The following is a 21,777-nucleotide window of genomic DNA, read 5'->3' on the forward strand; positions in this document are numbered from 1 at the left end:
GGCTCAGGCAGGATCGGAAGGAAGGGGGCGTGCGCCGGCCGGGCGCATCGGCGCGGTCGAACCGCGCACCACCAGTTGCGGCACGAAGCCCTGGTTGTGCAGCGGTGCCGGCGCATCGTCGTAGGCGTCGCTGCGCAGTTGTGCGATCAGCAGGCGCGCGGCGTGGCGGGCGATGTCCTCGGTGGCCTGCTTGGCGGTGGTCAGCGGTGGCCACGACTGGCGCGAGAACGGGCTGTCCTCGAAACCGGCGATGGACAGGTCGTAGGGCACGTTCATGCCGGCCGACTTGGCGGCGGCCAGCACGCCGGCAGCGATTTCGTCGTTGGAACCGAAGATGGCGGTGGGCGGTTCGCGCAGCGCCAGCAGGCGGCGCGCCCCACGGAAACCATCGTCGAAGGTGTAATCGCCCTGCACCACCAGGTGCTTGTCCACGGTCATGCCGTAGTCCTTCAGCGCGGCTTCGTAACCGGCGTAGCGTTCGCCCGAGGAGCGGTGCGAGCTGCCGCCCCAGAGGAAGCCGATGCGCTGGTGGCCCAGCTGGATCAGGTGCTCGGTGATCTCGTAGGCCGCCTCGCGGTCGTCGACGAACACGCAGGCGCCGTCGGCCGGGTCTTCAGTGGCGGCGATGATGCGCACCAGCTTGATGCCACGCGCGGTCAGCGCCTGGATCAGGTCGCGGCGCTCGGACATCGGCGCGGTCAGCACCAGCCCCGCCAGCCGCGAGCGCTGCACCCAGTCGGCCAGTTCATCGGCCAGCAACGGCGAGCTCGAATCACAGGGATGGATCTGCAGGCCGAAACCGGTCTCGCGGCACGCGGCCAGCACGCCGTTCTGCACGCCGATGATGTGGTACGGGTTCGGGTTGTCGTAGACCAGCCCGATCACGAAGGTAGTGCCGCTGCGCAGGTTGCGCGCGGACGGATCGGGCTCGTAGTCGAGCTCGGCGATGGCACGCAGCACCCGCGCACGGGTGGCCTGCATCACCGAGGGCTCGTTGTTGATCACCCGCGAGACCGTCTTCAGCGAGACCTTGGCCTTCTCCGCAACGTCCTTGATGGTCGCTCTGCGCATGGGTTTTCCCTGGGGTTGGCTGCCGTCCATCATCGCCGATCAGGCCTTGTCCTGCGGCAGGCCGGCACGATGGCCGATCACCGAGTAGAACAGGATGTACAGGTAGCACGGCACCATCAGCAGCACGAACACCAGCTGGAAGTCGATGTGCTGCTTGAGCACGGCGAACAGCTGCGGAATGATCGCGCCGCCGGCGATGCCCATCACCAGCAGGGCCGAGCCGGTCTCGGTGAAGCGGCCCAGGCCGCGGATCGCCAGCGGGAAGATGGCCGGCCACATCATGGCGTTGGCAAAGCCCAGCAGCGCCACGAAAGCCACCGAGACGTAGCCGTGCGTAGCCCAGGCGCCCAGGCAGAACACCACGCCCATCACTGCCGAAATGGTCAGGTAGCGCGACTGCGAGACCAGGCCAGGGATCGCCAGCAGGCCGACCACGTAGCCGGCCAACATCGCACCCAGCGTCAGCGAAGTGAACATCTTGGTCTGGTCCAGCGGCAAGCCGAAACCGTGCCCGTAGGTGCCGATCGCATCGCCGGCCATGACTTCCACGCCTACGTACACGAACAGGCACAGCACGCCCAGCCACAGATGCGGGAACTGGAAGATGCTGCGGCGCTCGGCCGTTCCGGGTGCCCCTGACGGCGTTGCATTGGCTTCGGAGGACTTGATCTCCGGCAGAGGCGAGAACAGCACGGCCACCGCCAGCACCACCAGCAGCGCGGCCATCGCCAGGTACGGCGCATGGATCTTGGCGGCGAATTCGTTGAGCAGCGCGACCTTGGTGACCGCGTCGGCAGCCTGCACCTGCTTGTCCAGGTCGCCGATGCCATGCAGCACCAGGGTGCCGATCAGCACCGGGGCGAGCATGCCGGCGATCTTGTTGCAGATGCCCATCAGTGCGATGCGGCGTGCCGCCGTCTCGATCGGGCCGAGGATGGAGATGTAGGGATTGATCGCGGTCTGCAGCAGCGCCAGGCCGCTGCCGATCACGAACAGGCCGCCGAGCGCGCCCGGGTACCAGCGCTGGGTGGCGAATTCACCGAACAGCGCGGCACCACCGGCCATCACCAGCAGGCTCAGGCTCAGGCCCTTCTTCATGCCGGTGCGGCGCAGGATCCAGGACGCCGGCAGGGCCAGGAAGAAATAGGACAGGTAGAACACCATCAGCACCAGGAAGGCGCCGACCTCGCTGAGTTCGAAGGCCAACTTGACGAAGGTGATCAGCGGGCCGTTGAGCCAGGTGAAGAAGCCGATCAGGAAGAACAACACGCCAACGATGGCGATTGAGGTGGCCACGTTCGGGCGCGCGCTTGCAGCGGGGACGGCGGACATCAGGAGGGCTCCTGCGGCGACGGCCGCAGAACGCGGCGTCGGAGAGTGGCTGGGAACAACGTTGTCACATTCTTTCGATGGACAACGGCGGTTTGTCAACTTCCATGCACGCCTGCCTGAACCTTGTGCTGCACTGCGCAAGTCCGCCGCGGTACGCCCCGCTGAATGCGCGGGAGGCCTAGAGCCCCGTGCGCCAATGGTTCCCATGTGAAACCCGCACTCACACCGTGTAAACGTTTACTGCGCGCCGCATTCGTTGCGACGCAGCAACGAAAGTGTCACGAACTCGTTGACATCGTTGTCAGCGCGGTTACAGACTCCGCCCCAATCGCCGCCCCCGATCCCCGGGCCGGCCCACCTGCAGCAGGAGCCCGCGTGACCGCCAGCCACCCCGCCCCGTCGCATGTCCTGTCTCGCGTCGCGCCCTCGTTCCTGGCCGCCGACGTCGGTGGCACCCATGTGCGCGTGGCCCGGGTCCAGGCCAGCGGTGACGCCGCCCATCCGGTGCAGGTGCTGGAGTACCGCAAGTACCGCAATGCCGACCATGCCGGCCTCAGCGCGATCCTGTCCGACTTCCTGGGCGAAGGCCCGCGGCCCACGCATTGCGTGGTCGCCAGCGCCGGCTATGCCCGCGAAGACGGCACGGTGATCACCGCCAACCTGCCGTGGCCGCTGTCGGCGCGCCAGGTGGAGGCCGACGTCGGCCTGCAGCGGGTCTACATCGTCAACGATTTCGAAGCGGTGGCCTACGCCGCCGCGCAGGTGGACGCCAGCGGCGTGCTGCACCTGTGCGGGCCGGAGACCGCCGCGCGTGGCCCGACCCTGGTGGTCGGCCCCGGCACCGGTCTGGGCGCCGCGCTGTGGATCCCCACCGCGCACGGCCCGGTGGTGCTGCCCACCGAAGCCGGCCAGCCGACCCTGGCGGCCAGCACCGAACTGGAAATGGCCATCGTCCGCTACATGCAGCGCGACCGCGCGCACGTGTCGATCGAGCATGCGATCTCCGGCCCCGGCCTGATGAACCTGTACCGTGCGGTGTGTGCACTGCAGGGGCAGGCGCCGACCCTGGCAAGCCCCGACGCAGTCACCGCCGCCGCCATGGCCGATACCGATGCACATGCGCGCCAGGCGCTGGACGTGTTCTGTGGCCTGCTCGGCAGCACCATCGGCGACATGGCGCTGTTCTACGGCGCCCACGGTGGCGTCTACCTGGCCGGCGGCATCCTGCCGCAGATCCGCGAATACCTGCACGCCAGCACCTTCGTCGAACGCTACCTGCAGAAGGGGCCGATGGGCGAAGCGCTGGCACGCATCCCGGTGAAGGTCGTCGAACACGGCCAGTTGGGCGTGGTCGGCGCTGCCAGCTGGTACCTGCAGCAATCGGCCGCCTGACACCGCAACAGGCTTCAACGCAATCGCAGCACGCAGTACGTGGCACGCCAACGCACGGGACTTCGCCGCCGCCCCGCGCATGTCATCGCAACCGTAACCGAACACCGCCGCCGGCACCCAATCGAGTGATGAGGAGAGACATCATGAACACCCGCAAGACCCTGCTTTCGGCCGCCATCGTCAGCTGCATCGCCTTCAGTGCGCACGCACAGCAGGCGGCCCCGACCGCCACCGATCTGGACACCGTGACCGTTACCGGCATCCGTGGCTCGATGGAAAAGTCGCTGGACACCAAGCGCGAAGCCAATGCGCGCGTGGAAGTGGTCACCGCCGAAGACGTGGGCAAGCTGCCCGCGCACAACGTTGCCGATACCCTGCAGCGCCTGCCGGGCGTCAACATCAGCTCGTCCAGCGCCGACGAAGGTGGCTTCGACGAAGCCGACCGTGTCAGCCTGCGCGGCACCAGCCCGAGCCTGACCCAGACCCTGATCAACGGCCACACCGTCGGCTCGGCCGACTGGTTCGTGCTCAGCCAGGGCAACAACGTCGGCCGCAGCGTCAGCTACTCGCTGCTGCCGTCGGAACTGGTCAGCTCGGTGGAAGTGAACAAGTCCTCGCAGGCCAAGCTGCAGGACGGCGGCACCACCGGTACCGTCAACATCATCACCCGCAAGCCGCTGGAATTCTCCAAGCCGTTCACCGCGGAAGGCTCCATCGGTGCGGTGCGTTCGGACCTGGCCAAATCGACCGATCCGCAGTACTCGGCATTGTTCAATTACAAGAACGACGAAGGCACCTTCGGCGTGATGGTGCAGGGCTTCAGCCAGAAGCGCGAACTGCGCCGTGAAGCGCAGGAAATCCCGGGCGGCTTCTTCAAGATCGGCGCCGGCGACCCGGTCGCCAGGACCAATCCGGACCTGATCGGCGTCAACGTGCCGGGCCTGCTGGGTTCGACCCTGTTCGAACAGACCCGCGAACGCAAGGGCGGCCTGGTCTCGCTGCAGTTCAAGCCGAGCGACAGCCTCACCCTGGGCCTGAATGGTTTCAGCTCCGAGCTGAAGGCCAACAACTACAACCGCAACTTCATGATGTTCGGCAACAGCTTCGCCAAGTCGCAGGCGCCGGATCCGGGCTATGTGGTCAAGGACGGCGTGCTGACCAACGCCACCTACAGGGGCGTGCCGGGCACCGACTATGCGGTGTACGACATGATCTACCGCGAGTCGAAGGCCAAGTCGAGCTATGTCACCTTCGATGCCGACTGGCAGATCAGCGACAGCCTGACCGCCACGTTCCAGGCCGGCAGCACCAAGGGCACCGGCGAGACGCCGCGCCAGTACATCGCCGAGGTCACCCTGGCCAACGGCGGCGGCGCCAGCTGGGCCACCCACGGCAATGGCTCGCCGATCGACTGGAACGTCGGCGGCGACCTCTCGCCCAACGGCGTGACCAGCTTCGGCACCTGGGGCAACCAGCAGGTCACCGCTGAAGACAAGGAGAAGTGGGCCACGCTCGACTTCAACCAGTACTTCAATGATGGCGGCGTACTGAGCTCGATCGACTTCGGCCTGCGTTTCGCCGACCACAAGCGCGAAGCGCTGTCGCCGGAAGGTGCAACCCCGGGTGACATCTGGAGCGCGCTGAAGAACGGTGCCACGGCCAACTATCCCAGCGGCTTTGCCGGTGACATCGGCGGCACTTTCCCGCGCAACCTGTGGTACTTCACCCCGGGCGCGCTGAAGGACGCGGTGACCAACAACTCCACCTGGCTGGCCGGCAATGACGGCCCGACCGGTCGCCACAACTATGGCGCCGAGTGGAAGGTGAAGGAAAAGAACTTCGCCGGCTATGTGCAGGCCAACTTCCGCGGCGACTGGTGGAGCGGCAACGTCGGCCTGCGCTACGTCAACATCAAGCAGGACATCGACACCTACAACGCCGTCAGCAAGGCCGCAGATGCCGATGTCAGCAGCCTGTTCGGCATGTGGGAGCGCCTGGCCTTCCAGAACAAGCGCAACCGTGTCCTGCCCAGCGCCAACATCAAGTTCGACCTGGACGACTCGCTGGTGCTGCGTGTCGCCGCCTCGCAGACCCAGACCCTGCCGGACTACTCGGCACTGGGCGCGTCCTCGTACGGCTCGGACCTGAACCGCACCGGCGGCGGCGGCAATCCGAACCTCAAGCCGACCCTGTCGACCAACCTGGATGCCAACCTGGAGTGGTACTTCATGCCGCGCGGCCTGCTGTCGGTGGGTGCGTACCACATGAAGCTGAAGGACTACATCGCCTTCGACGTGGTCTCGCGCCAGCTCTACAGCGAACTGACCAACCAGCTTGAGACCTACCAGATCTCCACCCCGATCAATGCCGACGGCAAGGTCACCGGCGTGGAAGTGGCCTACGAGCAGCCGATCGGCGAGTACTTCGGCATCAACGCCAACTACACCTACGCCAACGGCACCACCTCGCACACCTGGTCGGATGGTTCGCACAACCTGCTGGGCACCTCGAAGAACACCTACAACGTGGGTGCCTACTTCGAGAACGAGCGTTTTGGCGCCCGGGTCAGCTACACCCGCCGTTCCTCGTTCCTGATCAGCCTGTCGGGCACCAACCCGTACTACCAGGATGATTTCGGCACGCTGTCGGCATCGCTGAGCTACAAGGCCACCGATTGGCTGAGCATCAGCCTGGATGGCCTGAACCTCAACAACCCGACCTACAAGTACTACCAGACCGCGGCCATCCCGACCTCGTTCTACAGCAACGGTCGCCAGTACTACCTCAACTTCCGCTTCAAGTACTGATCCAGCGGCAGCAACATCGCCGAGTCGTGCACGCACGCCGGGCCTGGGTCATTCCGGGCCCGGCGTTTTTCATGTATAGCGTTCATCGCACCGTTCCAAGGAGTCGTTCCGATGGTCAAGCCTTCCCGCGCCCGGATGCGCAGCGCAGTGCTGCTGGGCAGCCTGCTCGCCCTGTTGCCGGCACTGCCCGCACTCGCCGCCGATCCCACGCCGGCCGCTGAAGCACCGGGTCCGCAGCTGCGTGCCGGCAGCCTGATGCTGATTCCCGCGCCCGCTACCGTGCAGCACGGCCAGGGCAGCGGCATCACCGTACGCGCCGATACCGCGCTGCACGCCGAAGGCGAAGCCGCGCAGCGCGTCGCCACCCAGTTCGCCGACCTGCTGGCCCGCAGTGGCGGTCCGCGACTCATGCCGGCCATGAGCAAGGCGGCAGGCAAGTCGGGCAGCATCCGCTTCCAGATCGTCCCGACCTTCCGCGACAGCGGTGAGAGCTACACGCTGGAAAGCACCGCGCAGGGCGTGCTGGTGCAGGCCGGCAACGAAACCGGCCTGTTCTACGGCGCAACCACGCTTGCCCAGCTGGTCACGGGTGGCAGCAACGGCGTGCTGCCGGCGGTGCAGATCCAGGACGCGCCGCGCTTCGGCTGGCGCGGTTTCATGCTCGACTCGGCGCGGCATTTCCAGAGCCTGGACGAGATCAAGCGCGTGCTCGATGCCATGGCCGCGCACAAGCTCAATACCTTCCATTGGCACCTCACCGATGACCAGGGCTTGCGCATGGAGATCAAGCGCTACCCGAAGCTGACCGAGGTGGGCAGCTGCCGCCTGCCGGCCGGCGACGGTGGCATCGATCCGGCCAGTGGCAAGGAGCATCCGTACTGCGGCTTCTACACGCAGGAGCAGATCCGCGAAGTGATCGCCTATGCCGCCAGGCTGCATATCCAGGTGATTCCAGAAATCGACGTGCCCGGCCATGCCACCGCGGCGATCGCCGCGTACCCGGAATTGGGTTCAATCAACACCCCGCTGAAGCCGATCAGCGAATGGGGCGTGTTCCCGAACCTGTTCAACGTGGAAGACAGCACCGTCACCTTCCTCGAGAACGTACTGGAAGAAGTGATCGCGCTGTTCCCTGCGAAGTACGTCCACGTCGGCGGCGACGAAGCAGTCAAGGACCAGTGGGAAGCCTCGAAACAGGTGCAGCAGCGCATGCGTGCGCTGGGCATCAAGGATGAAATGGCCATGCAGAGCCACATCATCAAGCGCCTGGAGACCTTCCTGGAGCAGCACGACCGGCGCCTGATCGGCTGGGACGAAATCCTCGAAGGCGGCCTACCACCGCAGGCCACGGTGATGTCGTGGCAGGGCACCGAAGGTGGCCTGGCTGCAGCCGGTGCCGGCCATGACGTGGTCATGTCCCCGGTGGGATACCTGTACCTGGATTACCTGCAGACCGCCTCGCCGAACGAGCCACCGGGTCGCCCGGCCCAGGTCAACCTCGGCAAGCTGTACAACTTCGAGCCGGTGCCGGCCGAGCTGGCGGCCGACAAGCGCCAGCACATTCTCGGCCTGCAGGCCAACATGTTCACCGAGCACACGCGCACCTACGCGCGCCTGCAGCACAACCTGTTCCCGCGCCTGGCCGCCGTGGCCGAGACCGGCTGGAGTACGCCGGAACATCGCGACTTCCGCGATTTCCTAGCGCGCCTGCCCGCGCAGCTGCAGCGCTACCGTGCCTGGGGCCTGGCCTACGCGCAGACCCCGTTCGAAGTGGGCGTGGACTACACCGATGATCGCGCGAAAAACTCCGTGACCCTATCGCTGGCCAATCCGCTGGGCTATGAAGTGCGCTACAGCACCGATGGCCAGCCGGTGACCGCGCAGTCGCCGTTGTACCAGCAGCCGCTGACCGCGACGCTGCCGACCACCGTGCAGGCCGCCGCGTTCTACCAGGGCCAGATGCTGGCCGCGAAGCCGACCATCGCCACGTTCACCGCGCAGTCGCTGCTCAGCCGCCGCAGCGATGCGCTGCTCAGCTGTGTGGGCAAGAAGGGGCTGGTGCTGCGCCTGGAAGACGACGGCCCGCGCGAGGGAACGCGTGCGGTGTTCAACGTCGACATCTTCCAGCCATGCTGGCGCTGGCCGCAGGCGCAGCTGGACGGCATCGGCAGCGTGGAGGTCCGCGCGGGCCGCATTCCGTACTACTTCCAGCTGGCCCACGATGAACCCAAGCGTCGCTTCGAAAAGGCCCGGAGCGCACATGGCGAAATGCTGATCCGCCGCGGTGATTGCACGGGCAAGGTGCTGGCTCAGGTACCGCTGCCGGCCACGCCCGATGCCGATGGCTTCGTGACCCTGCGTGCGGCGCTGCCGAAGGGCACGCAGGGCACGGGTGACCTGTGCATCAACTTCACCGGCGATACGCGCCCGGCGATGTGGGTGCTGGATGAGGTCACGCTGAAGAAGTAACCGCAAGCCTGTCCTGGCGCAATCCATCCACGCATGGCGTGGATCTACTGTAGAGCCGAGCCCATGCTCGGCTGCCTTTCGGGAGGGAGCCGAGCACGGGCTCGGCGCTACAGGAACCTCAGCCCCGCCAGCGCATCAGCAGATCGCGCAACGGGGTCAGCGCCGTGGCCATGCCGGCCAGCACGCCGATCGTGTTGGCCAGCGCATCCATCGGGTCAGCAGTGCGGTTGCTGGTCAGCGCACCCTGCGCGAACTCGATGCCGACGCCCATCAGCACCAGCCCCACGCCCACCCACAGCAGCGGGCGCCCCGGCCGGAACAGCTGCACCGCGCTGCCGGCCAGGATGAAGTAGGCGAGGAAGTGCTCGCCCTTGTCGCTGTTTTCCGGCAGCGGGATCGGCGGTGGTGGGATCAGGCAGACCACGATCACCAGCAACACCGCCAATGTCCAAAGCGCGGTCCACAGCCGCTGCCGCCGCAGCGGCTTGATCAGCGGCAACGCATTGCTCACAGGCGCCAGCTCAGGTCGCCCAGTTCGAACGCCGGCTCGAAATCGACACCACGCTGCAGGCCGATGGCCTGGAAGCGCTCGCCCATCTCGGTCGGCAGGGTCAGCTTCTTCACCTGGTCACGCAGCTGGATGCGGCCGACCTCATCCGTACGCTCTTCGGCCAGCAGCAGCACCTGGTCCAGGCCGTTGCCGAGCAGGAAACTGGCCTGGCTGCAGTACCCCGCCAATTCGAAACCACCGTGCATGCCCGCCTCGGCCATCGCGGTGAAATCCACCGACGCGGTGATGTCCTGCAGGCCGGGCCAACGATGCACGTCGTTATGCACGTGGTGGCGGTAGAACGCGCGGACCGTGCCATCGTCGCGGTCGTGCTGGTAGAACTCGCTGCGGCTGTAGCCGTAATCGACAAACAGCATCGCACCACGCTGCAGGCCGCCAGCCACTGCCTGCAGCCAGTACGGCAGCTGCGGCAGCACCTCGGAGCGGTAACCGTCGGCAAAGGGCTTTTCAAGGTAGCGCTCGATGTGGCGCACCGCACCGTTGAGCAGGATGTCAGCCGGCTGCGCGCCACGGATGAAGTTGCCTTCGCCATCAAGCTCGACGGTTTCCTCATAGACCTCGCCGTCCCGGATCAGGAAACGCGGGGTCGGCAGCGCGTCGATCACCTCGTTGGCGAACACCACGCCCTCCCAGTCCTCCTCGAACGGGCGGTCGATCCAGCCCACGCGCGCGGCCAACTCGGCCGGCAGGTTCTGCTGCAGGCGCTGCTGCTGGCGCTCGCGCAGGTCGGCGCTGGGTTCGAGGATGGCGTAGCGCGATGGCAGCGCGTCCAGTTCGGCCAGGCGCAGCAGCACGGCCTCGGCGAAGGCGCCGGTACCGCCGCCCAGTTCCAGCATGCGGGCCTGCGCGCCCAGCTGGGCGAACACTGGCGCCAGCGCATTGGCCACGCTGCCGGCGAACAGGCTGCCGAGCTCGGGTGCGGTGGTGAAGTCGCCGCTGCCTCCGAACTTGCTGGCGCCGGCGCTGTAGTAGCCCCAGCCGGGGGTGTACAGGCACAGCTCCATGAAGCGCGAGAACGGCATCGCTCCGCCCTGCGCAAGGATTTCGGCGCGCAGGGCGGCCGCCAGCTGGTCGCTGTGGGCCAGGGCATCGGCTTCGGGCAGGGGGAAGGTGGGCTGCATGGCGTCTTCGAATGCGGTGACAATGGTGCACAGGATAGCCGAGCCTTGGAGGACCCTCGATGAGCGATACCCACCCCGTGGTCCTGATCACCGGCAGCGCGCGCCGGATCGGTGCGGCCATCGCCCGCCAGTTCCACGCCTGTGGCTGGTCGGTGGTACTGCATGCCAACACCTCCAGCGCCGAACTGCAGCAGGCCGCGTTCGATTTCGACAATGTGCGGCCGGGCAGCGTGCTTGCGCTGCAGGCCGACCTGCGTGACGCCGACGCCCTGCCCGACCTGGTGGAACAGGCCGTTACCCACTTCGGCCGCCTGGACGCGCTGGTCAACAACGCCTCCAACTTCTATGCCACCCCGCTCGGCCAGGTCACCGCCGAGGCGATGGACGAGCTGTATGCGGTCAATGCGCGCGCGCCACTGCTGTTGTCACAGGCGGCCGCGCCCTACCTGCGCCGCCAGCAGGGCTGCATCGTCAACCTGACCGACCTGCACGGCACCGACCCGATGCGCGACCACATCGCCTACACGATGGCCAAGGCCGCGCTGGAGATGGCCACCCGCTCGCTGGCGCTGGAGCTGGCGCCCAAGGTGCGGGTCAATGCGGTGGCGCCCGGCGCGATCCTGTGGCCGGAACAGGGCAAGGACGATTTCGCCCGCGAGGCCCTGCTGGCGCGCACGCCTTTGGCGCGGATCGGTACGGTCGAGGAGATCGCCGAAGCGGTGTACTGGCTGGTGGCCGAAGCCAGCTTCGTCACCGGCCACACGCTGCGCGTGGATGGCGGGCGCACGGTCAGCTGAGAGGTTGCCGGCCAGCGGCCGGCGCTACCGGTCATGCCGGCCGCTGCCGGCAACCTCCATCAATCCAGGTCAACCACCTCGAACGCCTCGCCAAACTGCGCGTGCGCGCGCCACAGCGTGGCCAGGCCCAGCCCGCTGACCGGATCGATGAAGTCGGGCGCGATATCGGCCAGCGGCTTCAGCACGAAGGCATGCTTCAGTTCGGGACGGGGAATGCGCAGGTGGCCGGGACCTTCCACCACCAGGTCGCCGTAGAACACCACATCGATATCCAGGGTCCGGTCGGAGAAGCGCGGCCCACTACGGTCGCGGCCGTGCGCGTCCTCCAGCGCATGCAGCCAGTCGTCCAGTTCCTGCAGCGGCAAGTCCGTCTCGATCGCCACCGCGTTGTTGAGGAAGGCCGGGCCGTCGAAGCCGACCGCGGCGGTACGGTAGGCCGGCGAGACCTGCAGCGCGCCGAAGCGCTCGCGCAGGGCCGCCACCGCGGCGTGGAGGTAGCGGCGGGGCTGGACATTGCTGCCCAGGCTCAGGAGCACGGTCGTCATGCGGTTCAGGTGGCAGCGAGGGGGGCGTGGACATGCCGTCGTCACGGCGGCCTGCCTACAATCCGGGACGCACATGATAGGGCACCGACATGACCTATTGCGTTGGAATCGAGGTGGACGAGGGCCTGGTCTTCGCTGCCGACACCCGGACCAATGCCTCGCTGGACGATGTACGCGTGCATCGCAAGCTGCACGTGTTCGAATATCCCGGCCAGGCAGCCTACGTGCTGATGGCGGCTGGCAACCTGGCCACCACCCAGCTGCTGGTGTCGCGCCTGGGCCGCGACGCCGCAGAGCGGCGCGTGCCCAACCTGCGCGACATGACCCACCTGTTCGAAGCCGCCGCGTATGTGGGGCAGCTGCTGGTGGACAGCCAGGTGCACAGCAGCCACAGCGAACACGGCCATGACGGGGTCAACACCCAGGCCACGCTGATCTTCGGCGGCCAGATCGCCGGCGAGCGGCCCGGGCTGTACATGATCTACCCGCTCGGCAACGCCATAGCCGCCTCGCCGGAGACGCCCTACCTGCAGATCGGTGAATCCAAGTACGGCAAGCCGATCCTCGACCGCATCCTCAGCCCCGCCACGCGCCTGGAGGATGCTGCCCGCACGGCGATCGTCTCGTTGGACTCCACCATCCGTTCCAACCTGTCGGTAGGCCTGCCGATCGACCTGGCGCTGCTGCGCGACGGTGAACTGCGCATCGGCCAGCAGCTGCGGCTGGGCGCGGATTCCACGCTGTATGCCGACATCCACCAGAACTGGTCGCGGCGGCTGGAACAGGCGGTGGACGCGCTGCCGCGGTTCCCCTGGGAAACCGCCCTGTAGAGCCGAGCCCATGCTCGGCTGTCGAGGTCAATGCGAACAGCAGCCGAGCATAGGCTCGGCTCCACAGAACCCCAGCGGCATCAGCCCAGCGCCTCGGCCACTGCCCGGAACACCTGCTGCATCTGCAGCGGCTTGCGCAGTACATGGACGTCCACGCCGGCCGGGAAGGCATCGGCAGGCACCGCCACCGCCGCGTCCTCCAGCACCAGCGCCGGGCCGCGATAGCCCAGCGCAGCCATCTCGCCCAGCAGCTGGCTGGCCGGCAGCAGCTTTGAGCCGGCGTCTGCAATCACCAGCGCCGGCATCGCCTCCTGCTGCATCCAGCGCAGCGCCGCCGGGCCATCGGAGGCCAGCTGCAGCTGATACCCCTGGCTGGACAGCGCGTTGCCGAGCAGCGACAGGCGCGTGGCTTCGCCGTCGACCACCAGGATCGACTGGCCACTGCCCAGGGCCACCAGCTGCTCGATCGGCTCGCTGCCGTCGCTGGCTTCGTGCATCGGCAAGCGCAGCTCGAAGCAGGTGCCCTGCCCTGGTTGGCTGCTGACATGGATGCTGCCGCCGGCGCCTTCGACGATGCGCTTGCAGGAAATCAGGCCCAGGCCGGTGCCATCGGCCTTGGTGGTGAAGAACGGATTGAACAGGTGCGACAGCGTGTCCGCATCCATGCCGATGCCTTCGTCGGACACGCAGATCTGCATCCAGTCCACGCCATCGCGCTGGCCGGCATGGCTGGCGGTCAGGCTCAGGCGGCCACCGTTGGGCATCGCCTGGATCGCGTTGAGCGCCAGGTTCAGCATTACCTGCTGCAGTTCGGTGTAGTTGGCGTCGACTACCAGGCCTTCGTCCAGCACCTGCAGTTCCAGGCGCACGGCATCGGGCACGTTGCTGCGCAACAGCAGCGCCACCGCATCGAACAGGCCATCGATCTCGATGCGCTCGCTCGGCTTGCGCGAACCACGCACGAACGACAGCATCGACTCGGCCATCTCATGGCCGCGGCGGCCACACTCGGCGATGACGTCGGCCAGGTGGTGCAGCTGCGGATCCTCGGTGCGGGCCTTCAGCAGGTCCGGCATGATCAGCAACGGCTGCAGGATGTTGCGCAGGTCGTGGCTGAGCCCGGCGGCAAGCAGAGACAGGCTTTCCAGCCGCTGCGCACGCATCAGTTCGGTTTCCACGCGTGCGCGCTCGACAGCACTGCGTGCATCGCGGATCGCACGCGCGACCGCCGAAGGCAGGCGCGCAGGCTGGTGCTTGATGATGTAGTCGTTGGCGCCCTTCTGCAGCGCCGCCACCGCATTCTCCTCACCCATCGTGCCGGAGACGAAGATGAAGGGCACCTCCGGCGAGGTCTCGCGCACGATGCGCAGCGCGTCGTCACCGGAGAACCCCGGCATGCTCAGGTCGGACAGCACGATGTCCGGCTGGAACACAGCCAGTGCCTGGCGCAGTTCCGCCTCGCTCTCCACACGCTCGAAGCGGGCCTCCAGGCCCGCGTCGAGCATCTGTTCGGACATCAGCTCGGCATCTTCCGCTGAGTCTTCCACCAGCAGGATGCGCAGCGCCCCCAGGGCGGGACCGGTCAGGGGCATGGGCTCACTCGAGTTCCGGTGCCTGGTTGATCAATGCCCAGAACTTGCCCAGGGTCTGCACCGCGCCGAAGAACTGGTCCACGTCCACCGGCTTGACCACGTAGGCGTTCACGCCCATGTCCCAGCTGCGGGCCAGGTCACTTTCCTCGCGCGAGGACGACAGGATCACCACCGGCAGGCGCTTGAGTTCTTCGTGCTCGCGGATCTGCCGCAGCACTTCCAGGCCATCCATGCGCGGCATCTTGATGTCCAGCAGCAGCACCGCCGGCAAGCCTTCCTCGCGGTTGGCGAAGGCACCGCGGCGCAGCAGGTAGTCCATCACTTCCACGCCGTCCTCGACGTGCACGATGGGATTGGCCAGACGCGCTTCTTCCAGGGCGTCGATCGCCATTTCGGCATCCGCCGGGCTGTCTTCGGCGAGAAGAATGGTGCGCAGAGTCGTCATGCAGAGGGACCTTGTTTGTCCGCGTCGGTCGCGGGGGGCAGGTAGAAGTGGAAAGCAGCGCCGACGTCCGGTTCGGCCTCGGCCCAGATACGGCCACCATGGCGGGTCAGCACGCGGCGCACGCTGGCCAGGCCGATGCCGGTCCCCGGATAGTCGCTGGCCTTGTGCAGGCGCTGGAACACACCGAACAGCTTGCCGGCGTAGGCCATGTCAAAGCCTGCACCATTGTCGCTGACCGTGAACTGATGGCCGCCGTCGGGCTGCTGCTGGTAGTCAACGCGGATCTTCGCCGGCTCGCGGTTGCCCGAGTACTTCACTGCGTTGCCGAGCAGGTTGAGCCAGACCTGGCGGATCATGTTTTCGTCGCCCACCACGATCGGCAGCGGCGCGATGTTCCACTCCACCTGGTGCACATGGCCGCTGTTCTCGGCCTCGGCCTGCAGGTTGGAATCGAGCATGGCCCGGGTGTCGGCCACCAGCGACTGCATGTCCACCGCCTGCTGCCGCATCGCCGCACGGCCAAGGCGCGAGTAGACCAGCAGGTCGTCGATCAACGCTGCCATGCGCCGGGCCGAACTGGAAATCACGTCCAGATAGTGGCGGCTCTTGTCATCGGCCTGATCGCCGAGGTGGCGCGACAGCTTGTCGGAGAATCCGGCCACGTGGCGCAGCGGTGCACGCAGGTCATGCGAGACCGAATAGCTGAAGGCCTCCAGCTCGCGGTTGACCTCGGATACCTGCGCAACCTTGCCTTCCAGCTGGCGGTTCAGCTCTTCCACGCGCAGCTGCACTGCGCGCTGCATGGTGACGTCGCTGATGGTCAGCAGCACTACCTCGTCATCGCTGTCGGGCAGCGGCATGCGCCGCGCGTTGAGCAGCATGTAGCGCACCACGCCGTCAGCGGTGCGCTGCTCGTGCTCGAAGTCCCACAGTTCGCGACCGCGCGACAGTACGTCGGCCAGGCGCTGCCGGACCACCGGGTCCTGCCATGCATTGTCGCCAACGTTTTCCAGCAGCAGGCCGTCGGCACGCTCGTCCTGCAGGCCGTACAGCTCAGCGAATGCTGGATTGTGCAGCTGCACGCGCAGGTCGCGGTCGAGCAGCACGATCGGTTCGCGCACGGTCTGCAGCACCGACGCCGCACGTGCAGCCGAGCGCAGCGATTGCCGCTCCGCATGCAGGCGACGGCCGATCTGCCGCTGCAGCAGCCACAGCACCAGGCCGAGCAGCGCCAGCTGGATCACCAGCGAACTCCACGACACCAGTTCGGTCTGCTTGCGTTGGCGCGCCGCCTGCTCGGCGCGCAGCGCCAGCAGCTTCTGCTCGCTGGCCTGCAGTTCTTCCACCAGCCCGCGGATGGGATAGCGCGTACTCAGGTCCTGCACCAGCTCGCGCTGGTCGCTGTTCGGCTCGGACCTGGCCAGCTCGCGGGCGAGTTTCATGCGGCCTTCCAGCATCGATTCGATCCGACCGATGCGGATCAGCTGGTCGGGATTGTCGCGGGTCATCCGGCCCAGTTCGGCCAGGCGCCCGGGAATTTCATCGGCGCGGGCCATGCGCTCGCGCAGGCCGGGGGCATCCACGCCCTTGGACAGGGTCAACGCGGCCGATTCAACGTCGCGCACATCGGCCTGCAGTTGCTGCAGTGCCACGCCCACGGCCTGGGTGTGGTTGACCCAGGCCATCGCTTGTTCGCTGTCCTGCTGCAGTTTACGCAGGGTCAACCACGGCACCACGATGATCGCGGCGGCGGCCAGCGCCAAGGCCGGCAACCGCCAGCGGTCCCAGATGTCGTCACTGAAAACCAGCGCCATAGTTCCTCTTCAGCTCTGCCGCGACGCATTGGCCGGGCCGAACCCGGTTGCGGCGGAACCGGCAATATAGCGCAGGCGGTCACAACTCTGGAATTTCCAGCGCGGTCGGCTGAACGGGTTGGCAATCAGACCTGTAGGGCCAAGCCCATGCTCGGCTGCCTTGGAGTTCCAGCCGAGCGTGGCTCGGCTCTACAGGTCACCGGGCGCCCCACGCGGGGGCGCCCAACCGGTTCAGCGCTTGGCGGCAGCGCTGACCTTCAATGCGGCGGCATCGACGCGGGTCACGCCCTTGATGCCCTTGGCGGTGGTGACCGCCTTGTCCTTCTCGGCCTGGGTGGCCACGGTGCCGCTCAGGCTGACCACGCCGTTCACCGTTTCCACCTTGATCTCGGTGCCGGGGACGTTGCTGCTGGTCAGCAGGTCCGCCTTCACCTTGGTGGTGATCCAGCTGTCGGTCACCGGTTCGTTGGAATCATGGCGATCCGCATGGGTAGCCGGATGTGCGCTGGTGGCCGGCGGGCTCTTCGCGGCCGGGTCCTTGGCGAAGGCGGCCGAGGAGGACAGTGCCAGGCCCAGCGTCAGGGCAGAAGCAATCAGCGTGCGAGTGGTATTGCTCATCGTGTCGTTCTCCTTCGGGATGTGCTGCCAGTCTGGACAAGCGCACGTAGAGCAGGCGTGGCGTCGCGGTCATGCCGCCGTGAATCGAAGCGTTTCCAACGGCAACGGTTCAGTTTTGGGCTGTCCGCATCCGTCGTTTACCCTGCCCTTCCCCCCAGCCGGAGCTCTGCCATGCGCCCCGACCTGCACCTGGCCCTGATCGGCTACGGCCTCGCCGGCCGCGTCTTCCATGCCCCTCTGATCCAGCACACGCCCGGCCTGGTCCTGCACAGCATCGTCAGCTCGCAGCGCGACACGTTGCTGCGCACGTTCAGCAACGTACACGTGCGTGCAACGCCACAGGACGTGTTCGACGATCCAGCGGTGGATGCGGTGGTGATCGCCACGCCGAACGAACAGCACGTGCCACTGGCGATGGCCGCGCTGGCCGCCGGCAAGCACGTGCTGGTCGACAAACCCTTTGCGCTGGATGTGGCCGAAGCGGAAACAGTACTGGCCGCAGCACGCGACGCCGGCCGCATCGCCACCGTGTTCCAGAACCGGCGCTTCGATGCCGACTTCCTCACGCTGCAGGCGCTGCTGTCCGAAGGCACGCTGGGCGAGGTGGCCGAATGCCATGCGCATTTCGACCGCTACCGGCCGCAGGTGCGCGACCGTTGGCGCGAACAGGACGGGCCAGGCAGTGGCCTGTGGTACGACCTCGGCCCGCACCTGCTGGACCAGATGCTGGTGTTGTTCGGCTGGCCCGACGCCATCGATGCGGATCTGGCCGTGCAGCGCCAAGGTGGCGCCGGCATCGACTACTTCCACGCCGTACTGCACTACCCGCGGCATCGCGCCATCGTGCATGCCGGTTCGCTGGTGGCTGCCCCTGCCCCGCACTTCAGCGTGCATGGCAGCAAGGCCAGCTGGATCAAGTACGGCCTGGATGTGCAGGAGGCCCAGCTGCGCCGCGGCGTAGCGCCGGGTGCGCCCGGTTGGGGCATCGATCCCCGGCATGGCGAACTGGTGCGCTGTGATGCAGAAGACAATGTTCTGCGCAGCACCGTCGACAACCTGCCCGGCGACTATCGTCGGTTGTATGCGCAGTTCGCAGCGGCGATGCACGGCGACGGCGAAGCGACGGTCAGCCCGATGCAGGCATTGCAGTTGATGCGGCTGCTGCAGGCCGGCATGGACAGCGCGCGCGAAGGGCGGCGGATCGCGTTGGACTGACCAGTAGATCCACGCCATGCGTGGATGACGTGGCAACGATCAGAGACGGCTTTTGTAGAGTCGAGCCATGCTCGACTGGCTGCATGGGGTCAGAGCCCTTTCCTGCGGAAAGGGATCCGACCCCGATCTGCCCGGGGTCGGATCCCTTCGGCAACGCCGAAGGACTCTGACCCCACCGCAGTGCTTACGACTTCTTGATGGCGTGGCCGCCGAATTCATTGCGCATCGCCGACAGCAGGCGATCGGTGAACGAATTCGATTCGCGCGAACGCAGGCGCTCCAGCAGCGACAACGTGATCACCGGTGCCGGCACGTCCAGCGCGATGGCTTCGGCCACGGTCCAGCGGCCTTCGCCGGAATCCTCCACGTATGGCGCGATGCCATCCAGCGACGGATTGCGCTTGAGTGCTTCGGTACTCAGGTCCAGCAGCCACGAACGCACCACGCTGCCGTGGCGCCAGACTTCGGCCACCTGGGCCAGGTCCAGTTCCATTTCCTGCTTGCGCTCCATCAGCGCGAAGCCTTCGGCATAGGCCTGCATCATTCCGTATTCGATGCCGTTGTGGACCATCTTGGTGAAATGGCCGGCGCCGGATGGACCAACACGCGCCCAGCCGCGATCCTCCGCCGGAGCCAGCGTGCGCAGCAGCGGTGCGATCTGCTCCACCACCGGCGCTTCGCCACCGACCATCAGGCTGTAGCCTTCCTGCAGGCCCCACACGCCGCCGCTGGTGCCGCAGTCGACGTAGCCCAGATCGTCCTCCGCCAGCGCCTTGGCGCGACGGATCGAGTCCTGGTAGTTGGAGTTGCCGCCGTCGATGACGATGTCACCCTCGGCCAGGTGCGGGGTCAGCTGTCCCAGCGTCTGGTCGACGGTTTCACCCGCCGGCACCATCAGCCACACCACGCGCGGCACCGGCAGCGCGGCCACGGCGGCGGCCAGCGAATCAACCACTTCCAGGCCGGCTTCTGCAGCGCGCTGGCGCGCACTTTCGCCCGGGTCGTAGCCGACCACGCGGTGGCCGCCGCGATGCAGGCGCTGGGCCATGTTGGCGCCCATGCGGCCGAGGCCGATCATTGCAATATCCATTGTTTCACCTTCAGTTGGGGTCTAGGGTCAGGCTGCCTGGCCTGCCGGTAGCCGCGCAGTGGCGCAGTTGCGCCTCGCGCCAACGCCGGTAGAGCGTGGTATGCAGATTGTGCACCGCCAGGTCGATCGAAAACGGCGTTCTCGGGTTGCGATCGAGCAGGCGGACGATGTGGTAGCCGATAGGACGTATACCGCGCGGATGCACGTAGATCACGAACTGCTGGTAGAACGGATCGTCCAGCAGCTGATCCATGCGCACCAGAGCCGCGTGGTAGCGCGGTGCCAGGCGTGCGCGCAGCTGTGGATCGCGCTCGAACAGCAGGCGCTCGAAATAGCGCTGGCCGGCGCGCGGAATGTCCTGCGCCAGTTTCCAGAGCTCGGCATTGCGCTGGTCGTACCAGGCCAGGCCGGCGTGCAGCGCCAGCGCCTGCGCAGCGCCCTCGCCCACCTCGACCACCACGAAGTTCTCGGCCTGGTTGCTCAGGTCGTCCAGCGTGCCTTTGTCGTACACATGTTCGATGAAACCGGGCACGCCCACGAACGCCTGCCGCCCCATCGCCGCGGTGCGCACCGCCTTGCCATCGGCGAAGAGGTCGCCCGCATGCGCGCCGAGCAGGATGCTGTCGGTGTCGTGCAGCGCGAGGAAGGTGCCGATCGACAGTTCCTCCGCTGCGAACCCGGTGTCGAACGCAGCATCGCCATACAGCTCGCGCTGGGTGGCCAGCTGTGCGACCTGGCGGCCGACACCGCATTCGGCACGCACGGCACCGCTGTAGAACGCCTGCAGCGCATGGCTGTTGCCCGCGCGGGGCACGAAGCCACGACCGAAACTGCGCGTACGCTGCCAACCCTGTGCCGGTGCGCCCTGCAATCCGAAGCCGATCCATCCCAGCTGCGGGCCGGAGAAGCGGAACGTGGGATTGCCCTGCAATGCCGAAGTCGCGCGCCGCGTGGCCGCCCCCAGCTCGAAGGCATAGGCGCAGACGGTGGCGGGGTCATCCAGCAGCTGCTGCAGCAGTGCCTGCCGAGCGGCAGCGGGCAGCGCCGCCGGCCACCGCACCTGCAGGTCGCCGGCCGCCTGTGAATCAGCCAGCGAGGCACGCGTACATACGGGACCACCGCGCACCTGCGGCGCGGTGAGGGACGCTTCTTCGAAGCGCCACCCCAACCGCTGCAGCAGGCCCTGCGTACAGTCCGGGGATGGCGCTGCCACGACCCACGCGGGCGCCAGCAGGGCTGCAATCAGCCACCTGCCGCGCACACTCAGCCCTGGTCCGTGACCGCCGGTGCGGGTTCCGGCGCCGCTGCCGGCGACGGCGATGGCGATGGCGTGCCAGCCGCGGCCGGCAGATACTGCTGCAGGCGCTGGAAGAAGCGACGATAGAACTCGGCATCCGTGACCGTGCTGCTGGCCACCTTCACCAGCGAGTCGTCGTTGCTGCCGAACGGCAGCGACACCGAGCCCAGCGCACCCACGCCGACACTGGCCGAGGTCGGGCTCTTCTTCAGCGCGTAGCGGTCCTGCACGGCACTGACGAACACCAGCGTCTGGCTGCCGCGCGGGGCGCAGGAGATGCGCAGCACCAGCTGCTCATGGTCATCCTCGCGCGGCTGGAAGTTCTTGTTGCCCTCCACCTGTGCGTCATCGGAGCGGGCGATGGCATAGCCTTGGCTGAGCAGCGTGCGGCGCGCGGCCTCGCAGGCTTCGCCGGGGCGTCCCTCAACGGTGCGCGAGAAGGTATCGCCGGAATCGAAAGACTCGCGCAGCACGGTGCTGTCGGCGGCGCGGCCACCACAGGCCGAAAGGATCAAGGCGCTGGCGCACGCCACGGCAGCGCGGGAAAGACGGGAGGCCCGCATGGGTACTCCTGCGAGGACGGAAGCACCAAGGGTAGTCCCGCCCCCGTGTGCGGCAGGTCGATATGCCCCCCCACGTTGCTCCCGGTTCATGCACGTAAAAGGGGACGGAGGGGATCAAGTCGTTTGCGGCACTTCATTGGCCCGGGCATGGCCCGGCGCGACCGGGAATGGGCTTCCCAAACAGATAGGGGCCGGCAATGCCGGCCCC

Annotated in this window: 18 protein-coding genes; 6 read left to right on the forward strand and 12 right to left on the reverse strand. The window is 67.0% G+C overall.

Features of this window, described 5'->3' with window-relative positions; genetic code table 11:
- Positions 1 to 3: 3 nt before the first annotated feature.
- Both WDC87_RS14670 and WDC87_RS14675 read right to left on the reverse strand, forming a co-directional pair.
- Positions 4 to 1,071, reverse strand: a complete 1,068-nt coding sequence (locus WDC87_RS14670; RefSeq protein ID WP_005411045.1) for a LacI family DNA-binding transcriptional regulator — start codon at positions 1,069 to 1,071, stop codon at positions 4 to 6.
- Between the two features lie 39 nt (positions 1,072 to 1,110).
- Positions 1,111 to 2,403, reverse strand: a complete 1,293-nt coding sequence (locus WDC87_RS14675; RefSeq protein ID WP_005419333.1) for a sugar MFS transporter — start codon at positions 2,401 to 2,403, stop codon at positions 1,111 to 1,113.
- A gap of 375 nt (positions 2,404 to 2,778) precedes the next feature.
- On the opposite strand from WDC87_RS14675, the gene WDC87_RS14680 reads away from it, so the two are divergent.
- From WDC87_RS14680 to WDC87_RS14690, 3 genes are all read left to right on the forward strand, one after another.
- A complete protein-coding gene (locus WDC87_RS14680; protein WP_088496523.1) occupies positions 2,779 to 3,795 on the forward strand; it encodes a glucokinase family protein in 1,017 nt (338 codons plus the stop codon).
- A 143-nt stretch (positions 3,796 to 3,938) separates the two neighbouring features.
- Positions 3,939 to 6,602, forward strand: coding sequence for a TonB-dependent receptor (locus WDC87_RS14685; RefSeq protein ID WP_088496524.1), 2,664 nt, complete (start codon positions 3,939 to 3,941; stop codon positions 6,600 to 6,602).
- Positions 6,603 to 6,713: 111 nt separating this feature from the next.
- Positions 6,714 to 9,071 (forward strand): family 20 glycosylhydrolase, encoded by a 2,358-nt coding sequence (locus WDC87_RS14690; protein WP_252744643.1) that lies wholly within the window; start codon positions 6,714 to 6,716, stop codon positions 9,069 to 9,071.
- Between the two features lie 118 nt (positions 9,072 to 9,189).
- Here WDC87_RS14690 and WDC87_RS14695 read toward each other — a convergent pair whose 3' ends face one another.
- Positions 9,190 to 9,582 carry a hypothetical protein gene (locus WDC87_RS14695; RefSeq protein ID WP_065178046.1) on the reverse strand — a complete coding sequence of 131 codons (393 nt, stop codon included), beginning with the start codon at positions 9,580 to 9,582 and terminating at the stop codon, positions 9,190 to 9,192.
- Positions 9,579 to 10,763, reverse strand: coding sequence for an SAM-dependent methyltransferase (locus tag WDC87_RS14700; protein WP_065178045.1), 1,185 nt, complete (start codon positions 10,761 to 10,763; stop codon positions 9,579 to 9,581). Before WDC87_RS14700 ends, WDC87_RS14695 begins: the two co-directional genes overlap by 4 nt.
- A gap of 59 nt (positions 10,764 to 10,822) precedes the next feature.
- On the opposite strand from WDC87_RS14700, the gene WDC87_RS14705 reads away from it, so the two are divergent.
- Entirely contained in the window at positions 10,823 to 11,560 is a 738-nt protein-coding gene (locus WDC87_RS14705; RefSeq protein ID WP_005419347.1) for a pteridine reductase, read from the forward strand.
- Positions 11,561 to 11,619: 59 nt separating this feature from the next.
- On the opposite strand, the gene folK is transcribed toward WDC87_RS14705, so the two are convergent.
- Complete coding sequence (gene folK / locus WDC87_RS14710) at positions 11,620 to 12,105, reverse strand: 2-amino-4-hydroxy-6-hydroxymethyldihydropteridine diphosphokinase (protein ID WP_088496526.1); 486 nt, start codon at positions 12,103 to 12,105, stop codon at positions 11,620 to 11,622.
- A gap of 89 nt (positions 12,106 to 12,194) precedes the next feature.
- Between folK and WDC87_RS14715 the strand changes: the two genes are divergently transcribed.
- Positions 12,195 to 12,935, forward strand: coding sequence for a 20S proteasome subunit A/B (locus tag WDC87_RS14715; protein WP_061479677.1), 741 nt, complete (start codon positions 12,195 to 12,197; stop codon positions 12,933 to 12,935).
- Positions 12,936 to 13,015: 80 nt separating this feature from the next.
- On the opposite strand, the gene WDC87_RS14720 is transcribed toward WDC87_RS14715, so the two are convergent.
- The 4 genes from WDC87_RS14720 to WDC87_RS14735 all read right to left on the reverse strand — a co-directional run bounded on the left by WDC87_RS14720 (position 13,016) and on the right by WDC87_RS14735 (position 17,404).
- Positions 13,016 to 14,527, reverse strand: a complete 1,512-nt coding sequence (locus WDC87_RS14720; RefSeq protein WP_088496527.1) for an ATP-binding protein — start codon at positions 14,525 to 14,527, stop codon at positions 13,016 to 13,018.
- A 4-nt stretch (positions 14,528 to 14,531) separates the two neighbouring features.
- Complete coding sequence (locus WDC87_RS14725) at positions 14,532 to 14,972, reverse strand: response regulator (RefSeq protein ID WP_005411057.1); 441 nt, start codon at positions 14,970 to 14,972, stop codon at positions 14,532 to 14,534.
- A complete protein-coding gene (locus WDC87_RS14730; protein ID WP_252744844.1) occupies positions 14,969 to 16,786 on the reverse strand; it encodes an ATP-binding protein in 1,818 nt (605 codons plus the stop codon). The genes WDC87_RS14725 and WDC87_RS14730 overlap by 4 nt, the downstream gene beginning before the upstream one ends.
- A gap of 231 nt (positions 16,787 to 17,017) precedes the next feature.
- The gene (locus WDC87_RS14735; protein WP_072167181.1) at positions 17,018 to 17,404 is read right to left on the reverse strand and encodes a BON domain-containing protein; all 387 of its coding nucleotides are present in this window, start codon (positions 17,402 to 17,404) and stop codon (positions 17,018 to 17,020) included.
- Positions 17,405 to 17,575: 171 nt separating this feature from the next.
- Here WDC87_RS14735 and WDC87_RS14740 point away from each other — a divergent pair, with 171 nt between their 5' ends.
- Positions 17,576 to 18,619 carry an oxidoreductase gene (locus WDC87_RS14740; RefSeq protein ID WP_072167182.1) on the forward strand — a complete coding sequence of 348 codons (1,044 nt, stop codon included), beginning with the start codon at positions 17,576 to 17,578 and terminating at the stop codon, positions 18,617 to 18,619.
- 184 nt (positions 18,620 to 18,803) lie between these two features.
- Here the strand turns inward: WDC87_RS14740 and gnd are convergent, their stop codons facing one another.
- From gnd to WDC87_RS14755, 3 genes are read right to left on the reverse strand one after another with little or no spacing between them, the layout of a single operon-like run.
- Positions 18,804 to 19,709, reverse strand: a complete 906-nt coding sequence (gnd, locus tag WDC87_RS14745; protein ID WP_072167183.1) for a phosphogluconate dehydrogenase (NAD(+)-dependent, decarboxylating) — start codon at positions 19,707 to 19,709, stop codon at positions 18,804 to 18,806.
- Positions 19,710 to 19,719: 10 nt separating this feature from the next.
- Positions 19,720 to 20,970: a hypothetical protein gene (locus tag WDC87_RS14750; protein ID WP_088496531.1), complete on the reverse strand. Its 1,251-nt coding sequence runs from the start codon at positions 20,968 to 20,970 to the stop codon at positions 19,720 to 19,722.
- Positions 20,971 to 20,972: 2 nt separating this feature from the next.
- Complete coding sequence (locus WDC87_RS14755; protein WP_252744845.1) at positions 20,973 to 21,569, reverse strand: DUF2242 domain-containing protein; 597 nt, start codon at positions 21,567 to 21,569, stop codon at positions 20,973 to 20,975.
- Positions 21,570 to 21,777: the final 208 nt, after the last annotated feature.

Origin of the sequence: Stenotrophomonas maltophilia group sp. Smal12 (genome assembly GCF_037079935.1) — a bacterium.
Taxonomy (GTDB): domain Bacteria; phylum Pseudomonadota; class Gammaproteobacteria; order Xanthomonadales; family Xanthomonadaceae; genus Stenotrophomonas; species Stenotrophomonas sepilia.

What these genes read in the sequence shown, in the direction of transcription:
- gnd (WP_072167183.1), bottom strand. Translation starts at nt 19,709, where the DNA reads ATGGATATTGCAATGATCGGCCTCGGCCGCATGGGCGCCAACATGGCC.
- WDC87_RS14685 (WP_088496524.1), top strand. Translation starts at nt 3,939, where the DNA reads ATGAACACCCGCAAGACCCTGCTTTCGGCCGCCATCGTCAGCTGCATC.
- WDC87_RS14720 (WP_088496527.1), bottom strand. Translation starts at nt 14,527, where the DNA reads ATGCCCCTGACCGGTCCCGCCCTGGGGGCGCTGCGCATCCTGCTGGTG.
- WDC87_RS14725 (WP_005411057.1), bottom strand. Translation starts at nt 14,972, where the DNA reads ATGACGACTCTGCGCACCATTCTTCTCGCCGAAGACAGCCCGGCGGAT.
- WDC87_RS14690 (WP_252744643.1), top strand. Translation starts at nt 6,714, where the DNA reads ATGGTCAAGCCTTCCCGCGCCCGGATGCGCAGCGCAGTGCTGCTGGGC.
- WDC87_RS14735 (WP_072167181.1), bottom strand. Translation starts at nt 17,404, where the DNA reads ATGAGCAATACCACTCGCACGCTGATTGCTTCTGCCCTGACGCTGGGC.
- WDC87_RS14700 (WP_065178045.1), bottom strand. Translation starts at nt 10,763, where the DNA reads ATGCAGCCCACCTTCCCCCTGCCCGAAGCCGATGCCCTGGCCCACAGC.
- WDC87_RS14730 (WP_252744844.1), bottom strand. Translation starts at nt 16,786, where the DNA reads ATGGCGCTGGTTTTCAGTGACGACATCTGGGACCGCTGGCGGTTGCCG.
- WDC87_RS14670 (WP_005411045.1), bottom strand. Translation starts at nt 1,071, where the DNA reads ATGCGCAGAGCGACCATCAAGGACGTTGCGGAGAAGGCCAAGGTCTCG.
- WDC87_RS14675 (WP_005419333.1), bottom strand. Translation starts at nt 2,403, where the DNA reads ATGTCCGCCGTCCCCGCTGCAAGCGCGCGCCCGAACGTGGCCACCTCA.
- WDC87_RS14705 (WP_005419347.1), top strand. Translation starts at nt 10,823, where the DNA reads ATGAGCGATACCCACCCCGTGGTCCTGATCACCGGCAGCGCGCGCCGG.
- WDC87_RS14715 (WP_061479677.1), top strand. Translation starts at nt 12,195, where the DNA reads ATGACCTATTGCGTTGGAATCGAGGTGGACGAGGGCCTGGTCTTCGCT.
- folK (WP_088496526.1), bottom strand. Translation starts at nt 12,105, where the DNA reads ATGACGACCGTGCTCCTGAGCCTGGGCAGCAATGTCCAGCCCCGCCGC.
- WDC87_RS14755 (WP_252744845.1), bottom strand. Translation starts at nt 21,569, where the DNA reads ATGCGGGCCTCCCGTCTTTCCCGCGCTGCCGTGGCGTGCGCCAGCGCC.
- WDC87_RS14740 (WP_072167182.1), top strand. Translation starts at nt 17,576, where the DNA reads ATGCGCCCCGACCTGCACCTGGCCCTGATCGGCTACGGCCTCGCCGGC.